Origin of the sequence: Rhizobium sp. AN5 (assembly GCF_900215255.1) — a bacterium.
Taxonomy (GTDB): Bacteria; Pseudomonadota; Alphaproteobacteria; order Rhizobiales; family Rhizobiaceae; genus Agrobacterium; species Agrobacterium tumefaciens.
In genome coordinates this window covers 977,974-1,001,674 of record NZ_OCMJ01000004.1, presented here as the reverse complement: position 1 = coordinate 1,001,674, position 23,701 = coordinate 977,974, and the positions used below count along the sequence as shown (strand labels likewise).

At 58.7% G+C, this 23,701-nt stretch carries 21 protein-coding genes; 14 read left to right on the top strand and 7 right to left on the bottom strand.

Translation table 11 applies throughout. The features are described from left to right. Nucleotides 1–197 precede the first annotated feature (197 nt). The gene (gene clpX / locus CRP02_RS17350) at nt 198–1,475 is read right to left on the bottom strand and encodes an ATP-dependent Clp protease ATP-binding subunit ClpX (protein ID WP_003512644.1); all 1,278 of its coding nucleotides are present in this window, start codon (nt 1,473–1,475) and stop codon (nt 198–200) included. A 291-nt stretch (nt 1,476–1,766) separates the two neighbouring features. Continuing rightward, nucleotides 1,767–2,399 (bottom strand): ATP-dependent Clp endopeptidase proteolytic subunit ClpP, encoded by a 633-nt coding sequence (gene clpP, locus CRP02_RS17345; protein ID WP_003496491.1) that lies wholly within the window; start codon nt 2,397–2,399, stop codon nt 1,767–1,769. Nucleotides 2,400–2,846: 447 nt separating this feature from the next. Between clpP and CRP02_RS17340 the strand changes: the two genes are divergently transcribed. Together CRP02_RS17340 and CRP02_RS17335 are read left to right on the top strand one after the other, a co-directional pair. Continuing rightward, nucleotides 2,847–4,094, top strand: coding sequence for a sensor domain-containing diguanylate cyclase (locus tag CRP02_RS17340; protein WP_097171818.1), 1,248 nt, complete (start codon nt 2,847–2,849; stop codon nt 4,092–4,094). A gap of 85 nt (nt 4,095–4,179) precedes the next feature. Then, entirely contained in the window at nt 4,180–5,433 is a 1,254-nt protein-coding gene (locus tag CRP02_RS17335) for a cytochrome P450 (protein WP_179784055.1), read from the top strand. A 58-nt stretch (nt 5,434–5,491) separates the two neighbouring features. Here the strand turns inward: CRP02_RS17335 and CRP02_RS17330 are convergent, their stop codons facing one another. The 3 genes from CRP02_RS17330 to CRP02_RS17320 all read right to left on the bottom strand — a co-directional run bounded on the left by CRP02_RS17330 (nt 5,492) and on the right by CRP02_RS17320 (nt 7,667). Further along, on the bottom strand, nt 5,492–5,860 hold the full coding sequence (locus CRP02_RS17330) for a cupin domain-containing protein (RefSeq protein ID WP_097171817.1): 369 nt from the start codon (nt 5,858–5,860) through the stop codon (nt 5,492–5,494). A gap of 15 nt (nt 5,861–5,875) precedes the next feature. Beyond that, entirely contained in the window at nt 5,876–7,159 is a 1,284-nt protein-coding gene (locus tag CRP02_RS17325) for an O-acetylhomoserine aminocarboxypropyltransferase (protein WP_035198148.1), read from the bottom strand. Between the two features lie 73 nt (nt 7,160–7,232). Further along, nucleotides 7,233–7,667: a CoA-binding protein gene (locus CRP02_RS17320; protein ID WP_097172826.1), complete on the bottom strand. Its 435-nt coding sequence runs from the start codon at nt 7,665–7,667 to the stop codon at nt 7,233–7,235. Nucleotides 7,668–8,551: 884 nt separating this feature from the next. Between CRP02_RS17320 and CRP02_RS17315 the strand changes: the two genes are divergently transcribed. The 6 genes from CRP02_RS17315 (at nt 8,552) to CRP02_RS17290 (ending at nt 13,518) form a co-directional block, all read left to right on the top strand. Then, nucleotides 8,552–9,388: an EamA family transporter gene (locus CRP02_RS17315; RefSeq protein ID WP_097171816.1), complete on the top strand. Its 837-nt coding sequence runs from the start codon at nt 8,552–8,554 to the stop codon at nt 9,386–9,388. 251 nt (nt 9,389–9,639) lie between these two features. Next, a complete protein-coding gene (gene rplM / locus CRP02_RS17310; RefSeq protein ID WP_038490710.1) occupies nt 9,640–10,104 on the top strand; it encodes a 50S ribosomal protein L13 in 465 nt (154 codons plus the stop codon). Nucleotides 10,105–10,106: 2 nt separating this feature from the next. Beyond that, nucleotides 10,107–10,574 (top strand): 30S ribosomal protein S9, encoded by a 468-nt coding sequence (gene rpsI / locus CRP02_RS17305; RefSeq protein ID WP_003512631.1) that lies wholly within the window; start codon nt 10,107–10,109, stop codon nt 10,572–10,574. 130 nt (nt 10,575–10,704) lie between these two features. Then, entirely contained in the window at nt 10,705–11,658 is a 954-nt protein-coding gene (gene speB / locus CRP02_RS17300; protein WP_097171815.1) for an agmatinase, read from the top strand. Between the two features lie 71 nt (nt 11,659–11,729). Continuing rightward, nucleotides 11,730–12,662 carry an N-acetyl-gamma-glutamyl-phosphate reductase gene (argC, locus tag CRP02_RS17295; RefSeq protein WP_019565461.1) on the top strand — a complete coding sequence of 311 codons (933 nt, stop codon included), beginning with the start codon at nt 11,730–11,732 and terminating at the stop codon, nt 12,660–12,662. 10 nt (nt 12,663–12,672) lie between these two features. Further along, the gene (locus CRP02_RS17290; RefSeq protein ID WP_097171814.1) at nt 12,673–13,518 is read left to right on the top strand and encodes an aminoglycoside phosphotransferase family protein; all 846 of its coding nucleotides are present in this window, start codon (nt 12,673–12,675) and stop codon (nt 13,516–13,518) included. A 6-nt stretch (nt 13,519–13,524) separates the two neighbouring features. Here CRP02_RS17290 and CRP02_RS17285 read toward each other — a convergent pair whose 3' ends face one another. Then, nucleotides 13,525–14,643, bottom strand: coding sequence for a COX15/CtaA family protein (locus CRP02_RS17285; RefSeq protein ID WP_097172825.1), 1,119 nt, complete (start codon nt 14,641–14,643; stop codon nt 13,525–13,527). A gap of 227 nt (nt 14,644–14,870) precedes the next feature. Between CRP02_RS17285 and CRP02_RS17280 the strand changes: the two genes are divergently transcribed. Next, nucleotides 14,871–15,083 carry a DUF2842 domain-containing protein gene (locus CRP02_RS17280; protein ID WP_045018742.1) on the top strand — a complete coding sequence of 71 codons (213 nt, stop codon included), beginning with the start codon at nt 14,871–14,873 and terminating at the stop codon, nt 15,081–15,083. A 98-nt stretch (nt 15,084–15,181) separates the two neighbouring features. Further along, nucleotides 15,182–16,414: a polysaccharide biosynthesis GNAT family N-acetyltransferase UppA gene (gene uppA / locus CRP02_RS17275; RefSeq protein ID WP_097171813.1), complete on the top strand. Its 1,233-nt coding sequence runs from the start codon at nt 15,182–15,184 to the stop codon at nt 16,412–16,414. A gap of 21 nt (nt 16,415–16,435) precedes the next feature. Here the strand turns inward: uppA and uppB are convergent, their stop codons facing one another. Beyond that, nucleotides 16,436–18,700, bottom strand: a complete 2,265-nt coding sequence (gene uppB / locus CRP02_RS17270; RefSeq protein WP_097171812.1) for a polysaccharide biosynthesis protein UppB — start codon at nt 18,698–18,700, stop codon at nt 16,436–16,438. Between the two features lie 210 nt (nt 18,701–18,910). On the opposite strand from uppB, the gene uppC reads away from it, so the two are divergent. The 4 genes from uppC to uppF all read left to right on the top strand — a co-directional run bounded on the left by uppC (nt 18,911) and on the right by uppF (nt 23,656). Continuing rightward, nucleotides 18,911–19,483: a polysaccharide export protein UppC gene (gene uppC / locus CRP02_RS17265; RefSeq protein ID WP_003512614.1), complete on the top strand. Its 573-nt coding sequence runs from the start codon at nt 18,911–18,913 to the stop codon at nt 19,481–19,483. Nucleotides 19,484–19,500: 17 nt separating this feature from the next. Next, nucleotides 19,501–20,643 carry a polysaccharide biosynthesis type 4 glycosyltransferase UppD gene (gene uppD / locus CRP02_RS17260; protein ID WP_097171811.1) on the top strand — a complete coding sequence of 381 codons (1,143 nt, stop codon included), beginning with the start codon at nt 19,501–19,503 and terminating at the stop codon, nt 20,641–20,643. 221 nt (nt 20,644–20,864) lie between these two features. Beyond that, complete coding sequence (uppE, locus tag CRP02_RS17255) at nt 20,865–22,418, top strand: polysaccharide biosynthesis glycosyltransferase UppE (protein WP_097171810.1); 1,554 nt, start codon at nt 20,865–20,867, stop codon at nt 22,416–22,418. Then, nucleotides 22,415–23,656 (top strand): polysaccharide biosynthesis O-antigen ligase family protein UppF, encoded by a 1,242-nt coding sequence (gene uppF, locus CRP02_RS17250; RefSeq protein WP_097171809.1) that lies wholly within the window; start codon nt 22,415–22,417, stop codon nt 23,654–23,656. Before uppE ends, uppF begins: the two co-directional genes overlap by 4 nt. Nucleotides 23,657–23,701: the final 45 nt, after the last annotated feature.

Below are 23,701 nucleotides of genomic sequence, written 5' to 3'. Positions count from 1 at the left end.
CGGGTCGCCGACGGTAATTCACATTTCCGTCATATCGCGCTGCAAATCAGTTTTAAGACTTTATCAGCAAAGCGCAATCCGCTCCAAACGCAAAATCGGGTTACTCCAAGTTAGCGGCAAGTTTCGCACCTGCCACAACAGAAAAGGCCCGCACGAGTGCGGGCCTTTTGAATTCATCAAAGCGTCGGATCGGTCAATCAAGCCGAAACATTGGCCTTTTCTTCCTGACGATCCGCATAGATGTAGAGCGGGCGAGCGATGCCGCTGACGACATCGTTGGAGATCACCACTTCGCGCACGCCTTCCAGCGTCGGCAGTTCGAACATGGTATCCAGAAGGATCTTTTCCATGATCGAGCGCAGACCGCGGGCACCCGTCTTGCGGGTAATCGCCCGGCGGGCAATCTCGCGCAACGCGTCCTCGTGGAAGGTCAGTTCCACATCTTCCATCTCGAACAGACGCTGGTACTGCTTGACCAGCGCGTTCTTCGGCTCAGACAGGATCTGGATCAGCGCATCCTCATCAAGGTCCTCCAGCGTCGCCAGAACCGGCAGACGGCCGATGAATTCCGGAATGAGACCGAATTTCACCAGATCTTCCGGCTCCAGTTCGCGCAGCACCTCGCCAACGCGGCGATCGTCTTCAGCCTTGACGGTCGCACCGAAGCCAATCGAGGTCTTTTCGCCCCTGGCCGAGATGATCTTGTCCAGGCCGGCAAACGCGCCGCCGCAGATGAAGAGAATGTTGGTCGTATCCACCTGCAGGAATTCCTGCTGCGGATGCTTGCGGCCGCCCTGCGGCGGAACGGAAGCGACCGTGCCTTCCATGATCTTCAGAAGCGCCTGCTGAACGCCCTCGCCCGACACGTCACGCGTAATGGACGGGTTGTCCGACTTGCGGGAAATCTTGTCGACTTCGTCGATATAGACGATGCCGCGCTGGGCGCGCTCGACATTGTAATCCGCAGCCTGCAACAGCTTCAGGATGATGTTTTCCACGTCCTCGCCGACATAACCGGCTTCGGTCAGCGTCGTTGCGTCCGCCATTGTGAAGGGAACGTCGATGATGCGGGCGAGCGTCTGGGCAAGATAGGTCTTGCCGCAACCCGTCGGACCGACGAGCATGATGTTCGACTTCGCAAGCTCGACATCGCCATTCTTGGAGGCGTGCGCGAGGCGCTTGTAATGGTTGTGAACGGCCACCGACAGGATCTTTTTCGCCTGCTTCTGGCCGATGACGTATTCGTCGAGGATCTTGATGATGTCCTGCGGGGTGGGAACACCCTCGCGCGACTTCACCATCGACGTCTTGTTCTCCTCGCGGATGATGTCCATGCACAATTCGACGCATTCATCGCAGATGAATACCGTCGGTCCGGCAATGAGTTTCCGGACTTCGTGCTGGCTCTTGCCGCAGAATGAACAATAGAGTGTATTCTTAGAGTCGCCGCCGTTGCTGCCGCTGACTTTGCTCATATCACTTTCCTTCCAGCACGCCGCAGGTCCGCCAAACGGATCGCGGTCAACTTACCGCCCGCCGATACGGCCGCCCTTGGGTGCATCGCCGTATCCGCCTCGTTTCCCGGGGTACTAACCGGTATCAGATACATGAGCTGACAACCGGCTGCAACGAATTCCCCATCAAACCAAAGGCCACGTCATAAAAATTCAACACAGCCTTTATATATACTAATATCGCTTTCTGTTGCGGTTGAAAGCCCCGAAATTACTTTGCGGGGTTAAACAACCGTCAAAAAGCGTCGCGCCTTAATTCGCGGCGGCGCCTTCCATTTCCTGGCGTGAGGTGAGGATCTTGTCGATCACACCCCAATCCTTGGCCTCGTCGGCATCCATGAAGTGGTCGCGATCAAGGGTTTTTTCAACCTCTTCCAGCGTACGGCCGGTGTGCTTCACGTAGACTTCATTAAGGCGACGCTTCATTTTGATGATGTCGCGGGCGTGACGCTCGATATCCGAAGCCTGACCCTGGAAGCCGCCGGAGGGCTGATGCACCATGATGCGGGCGTTCGGAGTTGCGAAACGCATTCCCTTTTCGCCAGCGGCCAGAAGCAGCGAGCCCATGGATGCGGCCTGGCCGACGCAAAGCGTCGAAACGGCAGGGCGGATGAACTGCATCGTATCGTAGATGGCCATGCCGGCGGTTACGACGCCACCCGGCGAATTGATATAGAGCGCGATTTCCTTCTTCGGGTTTTCAGCCTCGAGGAAAAGCAGCTGCGCGCAGACGAGCGAGGCCATCTGGTCTTCCACCGGTCCGGTGAGGAAAATGATGCGTTCCTTGAGAAGACGGGAAAATATGTCATAGGAGCGTTCGCCGCGATTGGTCTGCTCTACGACCATCGGCACCAGAGCCATGGCGGTATCAACTGGATTTTTCATGTCCGTCCTTTGTCAAACTCTGCCCTTCGCGGAAAACCGCTCCGGAATCACTTCTAACCTTCGTTCTCCCTACATAGAGTGTCCCTGCCCGGTACTTCAAGACACGAAGCCGCATATCCTTAACCGTTTGCGGGCGTTTTCCACCCGCGGGGTGACGGCTACGGACAAGCCGATGCCAGCCGGACCATTCTCTGTCGCCCGCATTATTTTTTTAACAGGAGCAAACCGCAAACGCAAAAACCGGTGTGTTGCCCAGATATAACTTCTCACTGGCAAGAACTCGTTAGGTATTTGCGGCTGATACTACGTCCGCGAATTTCCGGTTTCCCGTCAGGGGGCGGGAGCCTCTTTTGAGGCGAAATGGCATCTCCACCAATTCGGCGGGCATTGCGCACATCGTGCCGCGAACCCGCTTTTACGGCATGATAGCGCAGATAGGATTTTGCAATGCTGGATGCAAAGACGGGCATGCTGCTTTGGGCGTCGGAAACGCTGACGCTCGCCCTCCTGTTGGGAACCCTGTGGCTGCACCGCCCTGCCCGCCGGCACAATATCTATTTCGCCGCCGGTTTCGCCGCCACCAGCGTCGGCACGGTGATGGTGGCGCTGCGCGGCGATATTCCCAACTTCCTGTCAATCGAGGTCGGTAACGCTCTTGCCCTTTCGGCTTTCAGCTTCTGGCTTGCCGGTCTCCTGTCTTTCGAACAGCGCAAGCCCGCCGGCTGGATCGCCATTCCGGCACTTTTATGGGTGGCGGGCATGTTCATCACCCCCGTGCGCGAAAGCATGGTCTCGCGCATCCTGCTCTATCACGCCTGTGCGGCCACCGGTTATTTCATGCTGGCCGGCGTACTTCTGGCCAGCAAGGCACGCGCGTCGCTCAGCCGCAAGGTGTTGGCGGCCATCTTCATCCTGCAGTCATTTTGCGGGGCTCTGGTGGCATCCATCGTCATTCCCATCAATGTCGCCTCCCCCAACGCCATTCCGCTGACGGCGGCGCTCGCCTTTTCAGGCATTCTCGGTTTCACCGTCATCGTCATGCTCAGCGCCAAGATCATCATGGAAGACACCGAAATCCGCCTGCACCGGCTGGCCATGACCGACCATCTGACCGGCGTCCTCAACCGGCGCGGTCTTATGGAAGAGTTCGAACACATCAAAAAAAGGTCACCTGCCTCCAGCCGCTATGTGGCGCTGGTGCTGTTCGACATCGACCATTTCAAGAAGATCAACGACAAATACGGCCATCAGTCGGGCGACGCGGTGCTCGTGTATTTTTGCAATATGGCGCAGCGGGTCATCGGTGAGCGCGGCCTGTTCGTCAGGATGGGCGGCGAAGAATTCGCGCTCGTCGCCGAAGTGGAAAGCCCCTCCAGCACCGTGACGCTTGCGGAAGCCATCCGCAGCAATCTGCGCCTTTCGAAGATCAGCGCACGTGGCGAAAACATCGAGGTCACGACCAGCGTCGGCATATCCGAAGCCATGATCAAGGACGCGGACCTGAGCGTGATGATGACGGAGGCCGACCGTGCGCTTTACGCGGCCAAGAAGGCCGGCCGCAACCGGACCGTGATCCACGTCAATTCAGCCAATGTCGTCGTCCCCTCTCCGGACCGGAACGAAAACCCGATGGACAACAATGCCAACCGGCAGGTTGCGGCGCTGAACCGGATAGCGGCCATCGCCAACCGGTGACAAAGTAACCACACAGTGACATGCGAATAAACACATGGAACGGCATTTTCACGCCCTTCCCAAAGTGCGGCGCGCGGAATAAACCATGGACATGACAGCGACATTTCCCTTTCTCAAAATCGATCCCGACACGCGTCGTGTTTCACTCGATGCACGCAATCCGGCTTTCTACAACGATCCGAACCCGGTCTATGCTGCCCTGCATGCCCAATGTCCCACTTTCTATTGGGAAGAGCAGAAGCAGTGGTTTTTCACCGAATACGACCATGTCAGCGCCCTCCTGCGCGACCGCCGGTTTGGACGGCAGATCCTGCATGTCGCGAGCCGCGAGGAGATCGGTCTGGCAGAGCCGCTCGAGCATGTGAAGCATTTCGACGCCGCCGAGCAGCATTCGCTTCTGGAACTGGAGCCGCCGGAACACACGCGGCTGCGCACCCTCATCAACCGCGCCTTCGTTTCGCGGCATGTCGACAAGATGAAGCCGGAAATAGAGGAACTCGCCAACCGGCTGATCGACGCCTTCGAACGAAACGGCGAGACGGAACTGCTCTCTTCCTATGCCGACATCATCCCGGTGACGATGATCGCACGCATGATCGGCATTCCCGAGGAAATGGGGCCGCAGCTTCTGAAATGGTCACATGCCTATGTCGGCATGTACATGTTCAAGCGCACGCCCGAGGACGAGCTTCTGGCCGACAAGGCCGCACGTGAGTTTTCAGACTATGTGCGCAGTGTGATCGCGGAGCGCCGGGCGGAGCCGAAAGACGATCTGCTGAGCCACATGATCCATACGGAGCACAAGGGCCAGTATCTGACCGACGACGAGCTGATCTCGACCACCATCGTTCTGTTGAACGCCGGGCACGAGGCGACGGTGCACCAGATCGGCAATTCCGTGCGCATCATTCTGGAAAGCGGCATTTCGCCTGACATACTTTTCCACGACGAGACGGCAACGGAACGCACGGTGGAAGAAACACTGCGCATCTGCGCGCCCGTCCATATTTTCCAGCGCTGGGTTCTGGAGCCGGTCGAGATCGATGGCGTGGAATTCAAACGCGGCGACAAGGTCAGCCTCATTCTGGCGGCGGCCAATCTCGATCCGGCCAAGTTTTCCGATCCCCTGGCATTCAGGCCGGACCGGAACGAAGGCGCCAACGTCTCCTTCGGCGCCGGCATCCATTTCTGCATTGGCGCGCCGCTGGCAAGGTTGGAGCTGAACCTAGCCTTGCCTCTGCTTTTCAAGCGCCTGCCGGGCCTGAAGATTGCCGAGCCACCCAGGGTCAAGGACGTCTATCACTTCCATGGTCTGGAACGGCTCGATCTCAGCTGGTGACAGCCACGCCGGGAACAACCTTTATCCCGGCGATGGACCTATAAAAGTCATCCGGTCCCTACAACCGGATGACATAATCCTTGCGGGTCGTTTCGACGACCTCCCAGGTTCCCTTGAAGCCCGGCCGCAGCACCAGCCTGTCGCCCGGTTTCAGGTCGCGCGGGGATCCGCCATCCTCGGTCAGGATCGAGTGACCCTCGAGAATGTTGAAATATTCCCATTCGTCATAGACCACCCGCCATTTGCCGGGCGTCGACTGCCAGATGCCGGCATAGATGCCACCGGGCGCTTCCTCCAGATTCCACGTGGTGAATCTGGGGTCGCCGGAAATCAGCCTTTCCGGCGCGGGTGCACTGTGCTCCACCTCCGCCTCGACATCACCGGCCGTAGCGGTTCGTGTATCTTCGAATGCGAGAAAATTCGTCATGACGACCCCGGTCTCTCAGAGCTTCGCAAGCGATTGTTCGAGATCGGCGATGATGTCCTTGACATCCTCGATGCCGATCGAGAGTCGCACGACATCCGGTCCGGCACCCGCCGCCGTCTGCTGTTCCGGCGTCAGCTGCGCATGTGTCGTGGAAGCCGGGTGGATGACGAGAGAGCGGGTATCGCCGATATTGGCGAGATGGGAGAAGAGTTGCAGACCTTCCACCAGCGCCTTGCCGGCGGCATAACCGCCCTTGATGCCGAAGGTGAAGACGGAACCCGCGCCCTTTGGCGAATAATGCTGCTGGATTGCGTAGTTGTCGCTATCCTCAAGCCCGGCATAATGCACCCAGCCGACCTTAGGGTGCGCCTTCAGCCATTTGGCAACGGCCAGCGCATTGTCGGAGTGGCGCTGAACGCGCAGCGGCAGGGTCTCTATGCCTGTGAGGATGAGGAAGGCATTGAAGGGTGAGATCGCCGGGCCGAGATCGCGCAAGCCAAGAACGCGGCAGGCAATCGCGAAGGCGAAATTGCCGAAGGTCTGGTGCAGCACGACGCCGGAATATTCCGGGCGGGGCTGCGACAGCGACGGATATTTATCCGTGGCCGACCAGTCGAAAGTGCCGCCATCGACGATGATGCCACCCATGGAATTACCATGGCCGCCGAGGAATTTCGTCAACGAATGCAATACGATATCCGCGCCATGTTCCAGCGGCCGCAACAGATAGGGGCTTGCCATGGTGTTGTCGACGATGAGCGGCAGGCCGTGACGATGGGCGACATCGGCAATCGCGGCGATATCCACGAATGTGCCGCCCGGGTTGGCGAGGCTTTCGATGAAGATGGCGCGTGTGCGGTCGTCGATCTGCCGTTCGAAACTTGCCGGATCAGCCGCATCGGCCCAGCGCACCTGCCAGTCGAAACCCTTGAAGGCGTGGCCGAACTGGTTGATGGAGCCGCCATAAAGCTGGCGTGCCGCGACGAAATTGTCGCCGTGTTGCAGCAATGTGTGGAAGACCAGCAATTGCGCGGCGTGACCGGATGCAACGGCAAGTGCCGCCGTGCCGCCTTCAAGCGCTGCGACACGCTCCTCCAGAACCGCCTGGGTGGGGTTCATGATGCGCGTGTAGATATTGCCGAACTCTTTTAATCCGAACAGCGCGGCGGCGTGATCGGCGTCACGGAAGGCATAGGCCGTTGTCTGGTAGATCGGCGTCGCGCGCGCACCGGTGGTCGGATCGGGCTGTGCGCCCGCGTGCACGGCCAACGTTGAGAACCCAGGATTGCTGCTCGGCATGATGTTTCCTCCAATGATATTTTGGAGGGATCATAATGCCTTGCCGCCAAATGATAAGTCCAATCCGTACCAACTATCGCACAATATTGAGACGCGGATACTCAATTGCGGGGCAACGGTCCATCACCACGTTCATGCCGTAGGCCTCGGCCTTGGCAGCCGCATTGTCGTCTCTGACCGAAAGCTGGCCCCAGATCACCGATGGCCGCTGCGGCAGCAATATCGCCTCTCCGACAATTGCCGACAAATACTCCGGCGCCCGGAACACATCGACCATATCAACGGGTTCGGGAATGTCGGCAAGCCGCGCATACACCTTCTGCCCCAAGATCTCCTTGCCCGCCTGACCGGGATTGACCGGAAACACGCGGTAACCCTTGGACAGCAGAAAGCGCATGACGCCGTGGCTCGGCCGATCCGGATTGGGAGAGGCGCCAAGCAGGGCGATGGTCCTGACATCCGTCAGAATTTTTCTGAGGTAATCCGGTTCGTAGGTATCATGCTGCATGTCAACTTTTCCCTCTGCCATATCGCGCGGTTCAAGGACCTCATGCGCCGGCTCGACGCTCAATGGCCCAGCGAGAATTGCCTCTCCCGCATAAATCCGCGGACGAGCTTTTCGCACCGCTTTTTTGCGGCCGCTTTCCTAAATCTAGGAACCCCCATCGTTCTCTTGAACCCCTACCCGAATGAAAATATTGAACAAGACGGGCTCGTGGTGTCACGAAAGTACAACTAGGTTCGCGCAAAATGATTTCACAAAAATACCTTAAGCGGCGTTGTGCTGAGTATTTTTATCCAGTTTTGCAAAAGCATACATTTCGATGAACGTTTGCTGAAACAACATTTGCGTGCATCTTATGCGCCCTTCGTCTCCTGTTTGTTTTCATTCCGTTCACCGATGCATTAGGCGTATCTAATTTTCAGAAAGTTATTCTATAAATCAACTTATGGGTAAAACTGTAACGTTGTAGCCGGCCATTCAGTAATGAATTGAAACTTCTTTTCATTATGAGCCTGTATGTGCTCGCTTGATTGTTACAGTTTCATCCTCTGGATATGGGCAATTTTGAGCAGGAATAATCGCCGCAATCGGCCGCATTTTTTGAAAAAACACGTTCCACAGCAAAACCATAAGCTGTGCATCCGGCATCGGCGCGTCTGTCCTGCTGATGAAATAGTGAGCACGGCCGCATATCGCCTCTCGCACAGTTGCCCACTCCACCCCGCAACCCGCACAAACCCGAAACTTGACACGCGTCATAATCTGCAAAGAAGCAGCCGCTTACGACAGGAGGATTTGCGCCTCGCATAGCCACCACGGAAAATGGATTCCGGTTTTCAAGCCGATGCTGTAAGTTGCCTAGAATAGCCCATGAGCGAGTCTCTATTGTGACATTTGACATTCTAATTCTGGTGCTTCTGGGCGCGATATTGCATGCCGGATGGAATGCGCTGGTAAAATCCGGATCCGACAAGTCGCTGGACGCCTCGCTGATCGCGGCGGGCGCCGCAGCTTGTTCTTTACCCTTTCTGCCCTTCCTGCCGTTTCCCGCGCCGGTGGCCATTCCGTTCCTCATCGCCTCGGCTTTTCTGCAATTTGCCTATTTCCGCCTTGTCGCAGCTGCCTATACGATCGGCGATATCGGCCTCGTCTATCCCGTCATGCGTGGCGTGGCACCGCTGATCGTCGCAGCGACGAGCAGCCTTTTCCTCAGCGAGATTTTAAGCCCGCTTGCGCTTGCCGGGATTGCCATCATTTCCAGCGGCATCCTGACGCTTGCCTTCGAGGCGCGACGCGGCGGCGGAAAGGCGATCATTGTCGCGCTCATCAACGCCTTCGTGATTGCCTCCTACACCTTCGTTGATGGCGTCGGCGCAAGGCTTTCCGGCAATGCGATTTCCTATACGCTGTGGATGTCGCTTCTGCCGCCCGTCCTCCTCTTCGGTTTCGCCTTTTACCAGCGTGGCGTAAGCGTGGTTACGCAGCATGTGCGGCGAAACTGGTGGCGCGGCCTGATCGGCGGCGGCGGCTCCATCCTCTCCTACGGGCTGGCGCTCTACGCCATGACCAAGGCCCCCGTCGCCGTCGTCGCGGCGCTGCGCGAAACCTCAATTCTGTTTGCGCTGGTGATCTCCGTCGTCATCCTCAAAGAACGCGCCAGCATCTGGCGTTATCTCGCTGGCGGCATCATCGCAGCGGGTGTTCTGGTCATGCGACTGGGATGAAACAGGCAAATCTATGGGGTAAAATAATACCACACAAATAACTAATTGTTTTTATTGATTTATTTTTACAGTCAGCAAAATCCGTCATATTGACGCTTCATCCAGCACACCGTATAAGCGCGCCAGATCGGATTCCAAAGGGAATATGGTCATTTGCGGTCGCCTTCGGGTGACCAAACCAAGCAACAAGAAACGCCCGTATGCTCTTACTTTAAAAGAGGATGACGGGTCCACGTTAGAAAGTGAAATCCATGTCTACTTTCGTTCAGAAGCCTGCTGAGGTGGAGAAGAAGTGGGTCATCATCGACGCCGAAGGCCTCGTTGTTGGTCGCCTCGCCACCATCATTGCAACCCGCCTGCGCGGCAAGCATAAGGCCACCTACACCCCCCACGTCGATGATGGCGACAACGTCATCGTCATCAACGCGGAAAAGATTGCCTTCACCGGCAACAAGTACTCCGACAAGAAGTACTACTGGCACACCGGTCACCCGGGTGGCATCAAGGAGCGTACGGCTCGCCAGATCATCGAAGGTCGCTTCCCGGAGCGCGTCGTTGAAAAGGCCGTCGAGCGCATGATCCCGCGCGGCCCGCTCGGCCGTCGTCAGATGAAGAACCTGCGCGTTTACGCTGGCTCGAACCACCCGCACGAAGCACAGCAGCCCGTCGTTCTCGACGTAGCCGTGCTCAACAAGAAGAACGTAAGGAGCGCCTGATAATGGCCGATCTTTCCTCTCTGAAAGACCTCGCCCCTGCATCGGAAGCTTCTGCTCCCGTGCACGTCCGCAAGGTTGACACTCTCGGCCGCTCCTACGCGACCGGCAAGCGCAAGAACGCCGTTGCCCGCGTATGGGTAAAGCCGGGTTCTGGCAAGATCATCATCAACGGCCGCGATTTCACCACGTATTTCGCACGTCCGGTTCTGCAGATGATCCTTCAGCAGCCGATCGTTGCCGTTGCACGCACGGGCCAGTTCGACATCATCGCTACCGTTGCCGGTGGTGGTCTGTCCGGTCAGGCCGGTGCCGTTCGTCACGGTCTGTCCAAGGCCCTCACCTACTTCGAACCGGGCCTGCGCGCCGTTCTGAAGAAGGGTGGCTTCCTGACCCGCGACAGCCGCGTTGTCGAGCGTAAGAAGTACGGTAAGGCCAAGGCCCGCCGTTCGTTCCAGTTCTCTAAGCGCTAATCGCTTTTCGGAACCGTTCGTTCAAAACTTCGAAAGGCGGAGCTTCGACTCCGCCTTTTTTCATTGCCATCCTCCTTGTTTTTTCGGCGAGAAGACAGCACCCTCAGCGCGAACCGCAATGGGGTGATCAATGCCATCAAAAACCATCGACCATGCCTTCACCGCCGCCACGCTGACATCAGCTGCAACTGACCCGACCCATGCGGGCGTCCTCTCCTTCATGCGGCGCAAATATACCAAGAACCTCAAGGGCGTATCGACGGCCGTCTGGGGTGTCCCCTTCGATGCGGCGACATCCAACCGGCCGGGTGCACGCTTCGGGCCGCAGGCGATCCGCCGGGCTTCCGCGATTTTCGACAACGACCCGCAATATCCCTTCGCCCGCGATCTTTTCGCCCATATGCCGACCATCGACTATGGCGACTGCCTGCTCGACTACGGCAATCACTGGAAAACGCCTGATACGATCGAAAAGGAAGCGCGCAAGATCATCTCAAAGACGGATTATCTGCTGACGCTTGGCGGCGACCATTTCATCACCTGGCCGCTGCTGAAGGCGCATGTGGCAAAGCACGGCCCGCTGGCGCTGGTGCATTTCGATGCGCATCAGGATACCTGGTTCGACGACGGCAAACGCATTGACCATGGTTCCTTCGTGGCCCGCGCCGTGCGCGACGGCCTGATCGATCCAGACCGCTCGATCCAGATCGGCATTCGCACTCATGCGCCTGAGGATTTCGGTATCCGCATTCTCCACGGTTACGAGGTGGAGGAGATGCGGGCGAGCGACATCGCCTCGCTTATCATCAAGCACACGGCAGGCATGCCCACCTATCTGACCTTCGATATCGATTGCCTCGATCCAGCCTTCGCGCCCGGAACCGGTACGCCTGTGGCCGGTGGGCCCACCAGCGCCAAGATATTGTCCGTTCTTCGCGGGCTCGGCCAGCTGGATATTCGCGGCTCCGATGTGGTGGAGGTCGCGCCCGCTTACGACCATGCTGATATCACCGCCATTGCCGGAGCGACCGTTGCAATGTATATGCTTGGCCTGCGCGCCGAACGGCTGGCGAAGGCCGGCTGAACCGACGCCCGGGCGCTTAGCAAACTGAATCCGATTACCCTCGCAACCCTCTGAAAAGTCAGGACAAGGACATGACAGCGAAGATCTTCATCGATGGCGAACACGGCACAACGGGTCTGCAGATCCGCACGCGCCTTGCTGGTCGCCGCGATATCGAGTTGCTGTCCATTCCCGAAGCCGAGCGCCGCAACGCCGCTATCCGCGAGGACATGCTCAACAACGCCGACATTTCGATTCTCTGCCTGCCGGATGATGCTTCCAGGGAAGCTGTCACCATGGTGGCAGGCAACAACAATGTCCGCATCATCGACACCTCGACAGCCTATCGTATCCATAAGGACTGGGCTTACGGTTTTGCCGAAATGGACAAGGAACAGGGCGAAAAGGTTCGTTCCGCCCGCTTCGTCGCCAATCCCGGCTGCTACCCGACCGGCGCGATCGGCCTTCTGCGTCCGTTGCGCGCCGCCGGCATTCTGCCCGATGGTTATCCCGTCAGCGTCAACGCCGTGTCCGGATATACCGGCGGCGGCAAGCAGATGATCGCGCAGATGGAAGATCAGAGCCGGGACGACGCGATCAGCGCCAATAATTTTCTCTATGGCCTGACGCTTGCGCACAAGCACGTGCCGGAAATGACCATTCACGGCCAGCTGGACCGCGCGCCGCTGTTTGCGCCCTCCGTCGGGCGCTTCCCGCAGGGCATGATCGTGCAGGTTCCGCTGTTTGCCGCCGACCTCAAGGACGGCGCGACCATCGAGACCGTGCATGCCGCGCTCACTGCCCATTATGCCGGACAGGACATCGTCAGCGTCGTTCCGCTTGCCGAAAGCAAGGGGCTGTCCCGCATCGATGCCGAGGAACTGGCGGGCAAGGACACGATGAAGCTGTTCGTCTTCGGCACGCCGGGCGGCGAACACATCAATCTCGTCGCGCTGCTCGACAATCTCGGCAAGGGCGCATCGGGTGCGGCTGTCCAGAACATGGAGCTGATGCTCTCGGCATGAGGCTTTCTGCGTGAGCCGAGCTATCCCCTTTTTTCCGGCCTCGTGGAATATCGAGGCCGGAAAACAGATCGCCGATACGCCGGCCGGGGTGGTTTACGAAGTCAGACTTGGCAATGGTTCCCTTGCCATCGCCAAGGTACTTAAACAAAAGGTTCTGAAAGACAGCCTTCGCGGGGCGGATTTCATCGAATGGCGGGCGGGTGTCGGCTGCGTGAAGCTGCTCGATCGCTCCGACGACATATTGCTCATGGAACATGCCGGCAATGAGACGCTGCGCGACGTGCTGTTCCGCGACAGCGACGATGATGCCACGACAGCAATCGCCGCCGATGTTCTCCTTCACTATCACCAGCCTTCAACGCAGACGCCACCAGCAAGCCTGCTGACGCTGCCGCAATATTTCGAAAGTCTGTTCCGTAAAGCCGAGCACGATCGCAGCGAAGGCACCGACAGCCCCTATATCGAAGCCGCTTCGCTTGCTGAGGAGCTTATCGGGCACCAAAGCAATATTCGACCGCTGCACGGCGATCTGCATCACGAAAACATCATGCGCAGTGCGCGTGGCTGGATCATCATCGACCCGGCAGGCCTGATCGGCGATGAAGCACTCGACGTCGCCAACATGTTCTCCAATCCGCTCGACCGCTTCGATCTGACACGCAGCGAGGCACGCATCGCCTCCATGGCGTCGATTTTTGCGAAAGCGCTCAAACGGGACGAACGGGTGCTTCTGCAATATGCCTTCGCCTACGGCTGCCTTTCGGCGGCATGGCACGAGGAAGATGGCAACACGCGCGAACGCGACGACGAACTGGCCGTCGCGACAACCATCAAGTCTGTCCTGAAGCAATTTTAAGGGTTTTCAGTCCCTGATCTCAACCGCGAGAGGTGCCGGGTATTCGCCGAGGAAGCCTCGCCAATGGGCGACTGCAAAACCAAGCACGAGCAGCGCCATGCCCTGATGGGCGAGCGCCACATGAATATCCACATGCATCAGAAGCGTGGTGATGCCGAGCGCCGCCTGAATGGAGATCAACACGAAGAACAGTACGGCGCGGCGGGCATGCGGCGTGCCGGGCACGGCGCGAGCCAAGGACACCATATGCCACAGCGTGGCGGCAAACAGCGTATAGGCGCCGAGGCGGTGGACGAACTGCACCGTCTTCGGGTTTTCGAACAGGTTGATCCACCAGGGCTGTTGCAGGAAAAGATCGCCGGGCACCAGGGAGCCGTCCATCAGCGGCCACGTGTTGTAGGACAGGCCGGCATTCAGCCCCGCCACCAGCGCGCCGAGATAAATCTGGAACAGACAGAGGAAGGTCAGCAGTGCGGCAAAACGGCGGCCGGTCGTTTCATTGGCAGCATCGGGCGAATGGTGCGACAGGCCGCGCAATATCCACATGCAGCCCGCAAAGATGAGGCATGCGATCGTCAGATGCGTTGCCAGGCGATATTGCGAGACATCCGTACGGTTGACGAGGCCGGAGGACACCATCCACCAGCCGACGAAGCCCTGAAAGCCGCCAAGCCCCAGAAGGCCGATGAGCGGCAGGCGCGAGCGCCTTTCGATGCGGCCGGTCAGCCAGAAGAAGGCGAGCGGCAGGGCGAAGATGAGACCGATGGCGCGGGCAAGCAGTCGATGCGCCCACTCCCACCAGAAGATCGTCTTGAACTCATTAAGCGACATGCCCCGGTTGATTTCCTGATATTGGGGAATACGCTTGTAGAGCTGGAATTCCTCTTCCCATTCGGCAACGGAAAGCGGCGGAATGGCGCCGTGGATCGGCTTCCATTCGGTAATTGACAGGCCAGACTCGGTCAGCCGCGTGGCGCCGCCGACAAGCACGAGACAGAACAGCGTGAAGAGAACGACGCGCAGCCAGATGCGCAGCAGGCGGCGATCCTTCTCCTGTTTCTGCAGGGCAGCCTCCACCACCATTTCCGCAGAACCATTTGCCATCGTCATGCCGCTCGAACGCATCTTTGAGGTCTCCATCATACAGTCATGTTGATTAGCCCCAACCGGCACCACAAAACAAGGCCTCAGGGTTTGCGGCATCCGGTCGCGGCGGTATAGTTGCGCCAGACATTAGATCGTCCTGTCTCTTCTTCGAATCACCAAGACGATCTAGATTTTTTGTTTTACGCATGTCTTTTCCCCAAAACCGATGACACTTTTGGGATACATGCTCGGTTATGGAAGATTTCATGCACCCTCGCCTCAGATCGCTCATTGGCACCATCGTCATCATCTGCCTCGTCGTCATCTACGCCGTGGCGGCGACGGCCATCGCGTCGGCGACGCTGGCGCAATCGCCGTGGTGGGTGCATCTTGCCTACTTCGTGCTGAGTGGGCTTTTGTGGATACTGCCCGCCATGCTGGTCATCAAATGGATGGCCGGCTCCAAAAAGCAGGGATAGGCACCTGCCTTCTACGGGACATCCAGAGGTCGCAATTTTATAAACCTCTTGTTTGCCGCTCAACGATATAGTCTCACCGAAACAACCGGAGAGCGTGGATGGCGGCTGAAGCGCCGGTCATAGTCAGCGAGGGTGAAGGACCAGCCGCCGTGCAAAACGAGCGGCGGGGCGCCGATCGCCTGGCTATCGATCTCGTCGACGATGCCTCGACCATCCGCGCCGACTGGGAACAGCTGGAGAGCGACCCGCTCAATTCGCTGCATCAGGGTTACGGCTGGTGCTCCATCTGGGCGCAAACGCAGGACAGACGCCTCCTCATCATTCGCGGCAGGCAAAGCGGAAAGACCGTGTTCCTGCTGCCGCTCGAAATCGTTCTGGAAGGCGGCATCCGCAAGGCACGTTTTCCCGGCGGCCGTTTCAACAATATCAATACCGGGCTTTTCGACCGGTCCTTCGCCGAAGCAGCCAGCCACAAAACGGCGGCAGCCATTGCCCGCGAAGCGCGAAAGCTGCTGCGTGGCCAGGCGGATATTCTGGCCTTGCAGAACATACCGCTGATCTGGCGCGGCAGGACCAACCCGCTCTCGCATCTGGCGTCCGTCGAAAACCAGAACCCGGCCTTTCAGATTCCCTTACTTGCAAATTTTGAGACCACGCTTCGGCAGATCAACGCCAAGAGGCGCCGGAAGAAATTCCGCATCCAGAGCCGGAGAGCCGAGGAGATGGGTGGTTACAGCCATGTGATCGCCCGTTCGCCACGGGAAAAGTGCGAATTATTGCAGACGTTTTTCCGGCAGAAGGCAGCCCGGTTCGCATCGCAGGGCATTCCGGATGTTTTTCGCGATCAATCGGTAAAAGACTTCTTCTATGACCTCGCAAATTTTCCGGAGATCGGCACAGACAGTCTTCTGGAACTGCACGCCATTCGTCTGCATGGTCAAAATGAAGGTTTCATCGCTGCCATATCCGGCCTTTCGCGCAAGCAGGATCACATCATCTGCCAGTTCGGTTCTATCGACGAGACCTTCGCGGAAATCAGCCCCGGTGAGCTGCTGTTCTGGCTGATGATCGAACGGGCTTGCAGTGAAAATGCGGCGATCTTCGATTTCGGCGTCGGTGACCAGCCGTACAAGCGCAGCTGGTGTCCGCTTTTCACCGTACAGCATGATATTTTCCTGCCGGTGACGTTGAAGGGCCGCGCGGCGGCCTCTGCCTATGTTGCCATTGCCCGGACAAAGAGCCTGATCAAATCCAATCCGGCACTCTATGCGTTCATTCAGCGTTTCCGCGCCGGTCGGCCGAGCATGGACGCAACGCCCGCTGCCGACTGACCGGTTATCGGCCGCGGCATCTCAGGCGGCGCTCAGACGGTCCGGTTTGCGCATGCCGGTCATCGGCAATGCCTGCTCGTAGCCGTGGGCAACCAGTTCTCCGAGGGTCTTTTCCAGCAATTCGCTATCATTACCGGGAACGGACACAACGATTTCCGCCGGCAGATTGCGCAGCATTTTCTCAAGGCTCGATATCTGCACCGCGCCGCACTCCACGAGAACCGTGTCATAGGCGTCGGAAAGCGCGCTAAGGATCATGGTCAGCCGGTCGATGGCGCGCATGGCCTCACGCGGCTGCGCATTGCCGCGCGGCACGATATGGGCGTCGGAAAGCCGGTCGCCGTGAATGGTTTCGCCAAAGGCGGCGGCACCCGCCAGAAGGTCCATAACGCCCGGCAGTCCGGTCTCAGGCGCCATCAGGCGCGTCGGACAGGCCGATGCCGTCATATCGACGAGAACGACCGAACGGCCCATTTCGGACAGGGCGCGCGCCAGCATGACGGTGGTGGTCGAACCACTATCACCAGCTGGAGACACAACCGCTGCCACAGATTTGGCAAGACGAGTGGCGAGGAAGGCCGCGACGGCGTCGATCGAGAAATTGTCGGCGTTGTCGATCTCTTCTTCCGCAGCGTCCGCTTTCGCAGCCACGGCGTCTGCAACCGGCACGGCCGATGTGGCAGCGACGGCCGCGACCGGTATCTGCGCTTCCTGCTCGACAATGGACTGGCGCGCAGCGGCAGGCATGGAACGAACCGCAGGCGGCGCTTCCTCTTGACGTGCGGGAAGCGGTTGTTCCGGCGTATCCGGTGTCTCATCCGTGTCAGCACGCGCTTTGGCGGGCGGTGGCGGATCGGACAGCGGCGGGACATGGGTCTTGCCAACCGGCTTCAACGCCCGCCCGGTGAACAGTTCCACGAGCATGACGACGATGCAGGAGAGAAGGAAGGCCGCCAGCGTGACGACGATGGTGATGGCGCCGGTCTTCGGGAAATAGGGTTCGCGCGGCTCCACTGCCGTTGAAATCACGCGGGCATCGGCGGGCGTGGATTCGGCTGAACCGGCGCGAGACGTCGCCTCGCGGTAACGGGCGAGATAGGTTTCAAGAAGCTGGCGCTGGGCCGAGGCCTCGCGCTCCAGGTCGTTGAGGCCAACCTGCTGCTCACCGGCGCGTACACTTTCCGTTTTCAGCACATTCAATTGCTGAACCAGTTGCCGCTCCCGCAGGCGGGACACATTGGCCTCGTTTTCGAGACTTGCGAGCACCTTGCGGGTCTCTTCCTGAATCTGCCGCTGTATGCCGTCAATTTGGCTGCGCAGCGCCTTGATACGCGGATGGCCTTCCAGCAGCGAGGAAGACAGATCGGAAATCTGGCTGCGCATGGCAGCCTCGCTTTCCTTCAGTCTCTGGATCATCGGCGAGGCGACGACATCCGGAAAAGTATCGAGTGGCCGGCCGCTCGAAAGCGCGTTGCGCACGCCTTCTGCCCGCGCCTCCGCATTTGCCCGCTCCCCGCGGATACGGCCAAGTTCGGTCGAGATATCGCTGAGTTGCCGGGTGGCGAGCGTTTCGCCCTGCCCTGCCGACAGAATATCGGACGAGGCGCGGTAATCCGCGACCTTCCTGTCCGCATCGCGAACCTTCTCACGCAGATTGACGATTTCCGGCTCGAGCCAGCGTGCCGCCTCCGTGCTTGTGTCCAGTTTCGCGCCGCTCTGCAGCGCGATATAGGCCTTCATCATCGCGTTGGGGACTGCTGCCGCAAGCATCGGGTCCTCGGACGAGAACTCGACCGTGATGACGCGCGAGCTTTCGACCTGGTAGACCTGCAACCTCTCCTGGAACGCCTTCAGAATCCGTTCCTCTGGCGGCACCTGCTGCGGATCTTTCTTGACGCCGACAGCAACCAGCAGCTTCGAGACGAGAGAAGGACGCGCCGCCGGGTCAAGCTCCTGCCGCTCATAAAGCTTCATATCTTTCGCGACCTGCTTGATGAGGTCGACCGATTGCAGGATCTGCACCTGGCTGGAGATGGTCAATTCATCGAGCACGGGTTCGGCGGGCGCGTTCGACTGCTGCGACGCACCGAAGGAGGCCGCGCGCGATTCGATGAGGACGCGCGCCTCGCCCTTGTACGCGGGCGACATCATGCTTGCGACAACGAAGGCGGCGCCCCCGGCAAGTAGCGTGATCGCCGCTATCCTGCCCTTGCGCTGCCATATGGCAGCGACGAGCCGCGCGAGATCGATATCCACATCCCTGTCATCAATGCGATCGCCGTTCATACGGGCTCCGTAACCGAGACACACCTCGGGCGCTCAAATATAGAGGGCCAATTTTCGCGAAGTTTAAGTCTTTCCGGTAACACAACAGTTAATTGTGACGAAGCCGACGAAATAAAGCCGATATTACCATCCTTGCGACTGGCTGTTTACCGCCCATTAACCCTAACAGAACGATAAGAATGCTCATAGTTCGACTCGGAGCCAGATGAGATGCCGCTCGCCGGATCACGACATGTCACCGCACTGACGCTTGCCGTTCTAACGGCCCTTTCCGGTTGCGCGGCATATCAACCTGCGCCCAAGGCGTTTCATGAGGGCGCCCTGCAGCCCTATCATGTCGATAGCGGCGACAGGCTGCGCATCAACGTGTTCGAACAGACCGGGCTGACAAATACCTATACGGTCGATCAGGCCGGCTATGTCGCCTTCCCGCTCGTCGGTCAGGTTCCCGCCCGAGGCAAGACGCTGCCGCAGCTCGAAGCTGCCATTGCCGCCAAATTGCGCCAGGGTTATCTGCGCGATCCCGATGTGACGATCGAGATCGATCGTTATCGCCCCGTCTTCATCATGGGCGAAGTCGGCCGTCCCGGCCAATATTCCTACGTGCCGGGCATGACGGCGCAGAACGCCATCGCCATCGCCGGCGGCTTCACGCCACGCGCCAATCAGGCCGATGTCGATATCACCCGCAAGATCAATACCGAGGTGATGACCGGCCGGATCGGGATCACCGCACCAATTCTTGCGGGCGATACGGTCTATGTGCGTGAACGCTTCTTCTGAAAAACGGAGCGGCTGACATGGCGGATGACGGTCCTCCCCTGCGCATCATTCACTGTTTCCGCTCTCCCGTCGGTGGCGTGTTCCGCCATGTGCGTGACCTGATCGAAGAACACGTCAAGCAGGGCCACAAGGTCGGCATCGTCTGTGACAGTTCGACCGGCGGCGCGCATGAGGAACGGCTTTTCGCGCAGATCGCCCCGATGCTGGAGCTAGGGTTGACCCGCCTGCCGATCAAGCGGTCGATCAGCCCCGGCGACCTATGGGCGCTCGTTAAGTCCTACAACCATATCAAAAGTTTGCGGCCGGATATTTTGCATGGGCACAGCGCCAAGGGTGGCGCTCTGGCCCGGCTGATCGGCTCACTGTTGCGGGTGAACAAGTATCGCGTAGCCCGCCTCTATTCGCCGCACGGCGGCAGCCTGCATTACGATCGCAAAAGCCTTAAAGGGCAGTTGTTCCTGCGTATCGAGCGGTTTCAGGAGCATTTCACCGACGCCCTGTGTTTCGTTTGCAATTTTGAACAGGAAACCTACGAAACCAAAGTCGGCAAACCACGCACCCGCACGGCGATGATCTATAACGGCGTGCAGGAAAGCGAGTTTGAAACAGTGCCCGCCCGCGAAGGGGCCGCGCGCTTTCTCTATATCGGCATGTTGCGTGATCTGAAGGGGCCCGACGTCTTCATCAAGGCATTTGCCAAGATGGAACGCAGCATCGGCCAGCCCATGTCCGGCGTCATCGTCGGCGATGGGCCGGACAGGGACAAATATGCTGATATGATCGCCAAGGCCGGACTTTCGCAGCGAATTTCCATGCATGCCGCCATGCCCGCCAGACAGGCATTCGCGCTGGCGTCGACTGTTGTCGTTCCCTCACGCGCCGAGGCGATGCCTTATATCGTGCTGGAAGCGCTTGCTGCGGGGAAAACCGTCATCGCCTCGCATGTTGGAGGCATAGCTGAGGTTCTGGGAGAAGACAGCGAGGCGCTCGTTCCGGCTGGAGACGCCGATGCGCTGGCAAAGATAATGGTCAAGGATGCCGAGAACCCGGACTGGGGAAAACGGGTGATGCCCCGCCCCGACAGCTTCAAGGCGAAATTTTCAACGCCTGTCATGGCCGACGACATGATGAAGCTCTATCGTCACCTGCTTTCGCTCTAGAAACATTTCAAAAACACGATTTTTAATTGTATATTCCGCCGTCCTGTAGAAACTCATCATAAACGTTTCTTAGCATGTTTCGGCTAGTTTCCTGCTCGTAGAGCGCACATATCCTCGCGGATGCGAAAACTGTGCTCTACCACTTTGAAGTTGCGCATCGTTCCCTTCGAAAATCGATTCCGATTTTCGGGCCGATGGGCTGGAGGGTGCGGACCAAAGCAATGACCAAGGCTGACAAGGGAAGACTTGAATTCGATCTGGCAACGTTGCGCCAGCAAATCTCCGAGCGCGATGCGGGTGAGCCTTCCGCATCGGAAAGCGTCGTTCTCAATCCGCTTGCCCGGCAGATCGCCAACCAGCTTCGCGCCGGCAACCATTCGCCAAACATGGTCATCGGCCAATTGCGTCTTCTCGAATTTTCGATGCTTGCGATCATCGCGGCCATCGTCAACGGCATCGCTGCCCGGCAGGGGCTTGAAACCTTTCTTGGGGTTTTCGGCATTGGGGTGCTGGGCGCGGCGGTTTGCGTGTTTCTTTTGCAGGCCGGCGACTGTTACCAGTTGCCGACGCTGCGCGCGCCGCTGAAAATGTTTGCCCGCATTCAGGGCGCCGTCTGCCTGTCCTTCGTCACCGTCGCCGGCATCCTTCTCCTGTTTTTGCCAGAAGCGCTGCATTCCTGGCAGACTTTTGCCATCTGGTACGCCACGGGCGCAATCGCCATTTTCACGGGACGGCTGATCCTAGGCTTCGCCATTCGCCACTGGGGCCGCAACGGCGTGATGGAGCGCCGCGCCGTGATCGTCGGTGGCGGCGATGCCGCAAAGGACCTCATCCGCTCGCTCGAACAGCAATCGGACAATGATATCCGCATCTGCGGTATTTTCGACGACCGGAAAAGCGAGCGTTCGCCCGATGTGGTTGCCGGTTATCCCAAGCTCGGCACCTTCGCGGAACTGGTGGAATTCGCCCGCCTGACGAAGCTCGACATGCTGATCATCGCCCTGCCGCTCAGTGCCGAGGCGCGTATCCTCCAGCTCCTGCGCAAGCTGTGGGTGCTACCCGTCGACATCCGTATCGCGGCCCATGCCAACAAATTGCGTTTCCGCCCCCGCGCCTATTCCCATGTCGGCGCGGTGCCGATGCTCGACGTGTTCGACAAGCCGATACGCGACTGGGATTCGGTCGGGAAACGGGTGTTCGACATCGTCTTCAGCATTATCGGCATCGTTCTGTTGTGGCCGGTGATGCTGGGCGCGGCGATTGCCGTCAAGACGACATCCAAAGGCCCCGTGTTCTTCAAGCAGAAGCGTCATGGCTTCAACAATGAAACGATCAATGTCTGGAAGTTCCGTTCCATGTATACGGAACTCAGCGACCCCACGGCGAAAAAGGCCGTCACGAAAAACGATCCGCGCGTCACGCCGGTCGGGCGGTTCCTGCGCAAATCCTCGATGGACGAGCTGCCGCAGCTCTTCAACGTTCTTTACGGCGATCTTTCACTGGTCGGCCCGCGCCCGCACGCGGTGCATGCCCAGACGGGCGACTTGAAATATACCGAGGTGGTGGAGCATTACTTCGCCCGGCACAAGGTCAAGCCCGGTGTTACCGGCTGGGCACAGATCAATGGCTGGCGTGGTGAGATCGACCACGGCGACAAGATCAAGTTCCGCACCGAATACGATCTCTATTATATTGAGAACTGGTCGCTGCTTCTCGATCTCAAGATCCTGTTCCTGACGCCGATCCGGCTGCTCAAATCGGAAAATGCCTATTGACCCACACCGGTTACCAGCACGCACCGGATTTTGACGCACCGCTTGCCGCCATGCGGCTGGTCGGCGCGTTCTTCATTGCCTTCGGCGTCTTTCTTTCCGGCTTCGTGATTTCCGAACCGGCGCCCTACGAGCTGATGATGGTGGGGCAAGTGGCCATCTGGTTCCTGCTGGGCTTGCGCCTCTCGCGCACCGTCGTCCTGCTTCTGTGCCTGCTGCTTGCCTTCAATGTCGGCGGTTATCTTTCGCTCACCACCATGGCCAATCTCGACGAGGGGCCACTTTATCTCGCCGTATCGACCTTTCTGGCGCTGACCTCGGTCTTTTATGCTGCCATCATCGAGGACAAGCACCAGCGGCTGCTGCTGATTTTCCGGGCCTGGCTCGCCGCAGCGCTGATTACCTCCCTGCTCGGCATCATCGGATATTTTCACGCCATTCCCGGTTTCGAGGTCTTTACCCTTTACGATCGCGCCAAGGGCGCCTTTCAGGACCCTAACGTCTTCGGCCCCTTCCTGGTGACGCCGTCGCTGTACCTGATTTACGGCCTGCTCTCCGGCAAGGCAATGCATGCGCCATGGCGGATCCTTGGCCTGCTCATTCTGTCTCTTGCCGTGTTCCTGTCGTTTTCACGCGCCGCATGGGGCCTTTTCCTGTTTTCGGCCGTGCTTCTGGTTTTCGTCATGCTGCTGAAAGAGCGCACGGCGGCATTCCGGCTGAAAATCCTCGTTCTGTTTCTCGTCGCCGTGGCATTGATGGTGGCAGCCGTCATCATCGCGCTGCAATTCAAGCAGGTGGCAGACCTGTTCTCCAGCCGCGCCTCGGCGGTGCAATCCTATGATGGCGGCCATCTCGGGCGTTTTGCCCGCCACTATCTCGGTTTCCTGATGGCAATGGAACATCCGCTCGGCATCGGCCCCATGGTGTTCGATGACATCTTCCCCGCCGCAGAACATAATATCTGGCTGAAAAGCTTGACCACGCATGGCTGGTTCGGCTTCGTCATCTATCTCACGCTGATCTGCTGGACCATTGCCGCCTGCTTCAAACTGCTGCTGCGCCAGCGGCCGTGGCAGCCGTTTCTCATCATTTCCTGGGTAACCTTTGTCGGGCATGTGATGATCGGCAACGTCATCGACACCGACCACTGGCGGCATTTCTTCCTGCTGCTCGGCATATTGTGGGGATGCATGGCGCTGGAAAAGCGCGAAAACCTGCGCCGAAGCAGAAGTGCCGCTTAAAGTCCTTACCCTTACGGAACCTTACATTATTTCATGCGTTTAGCC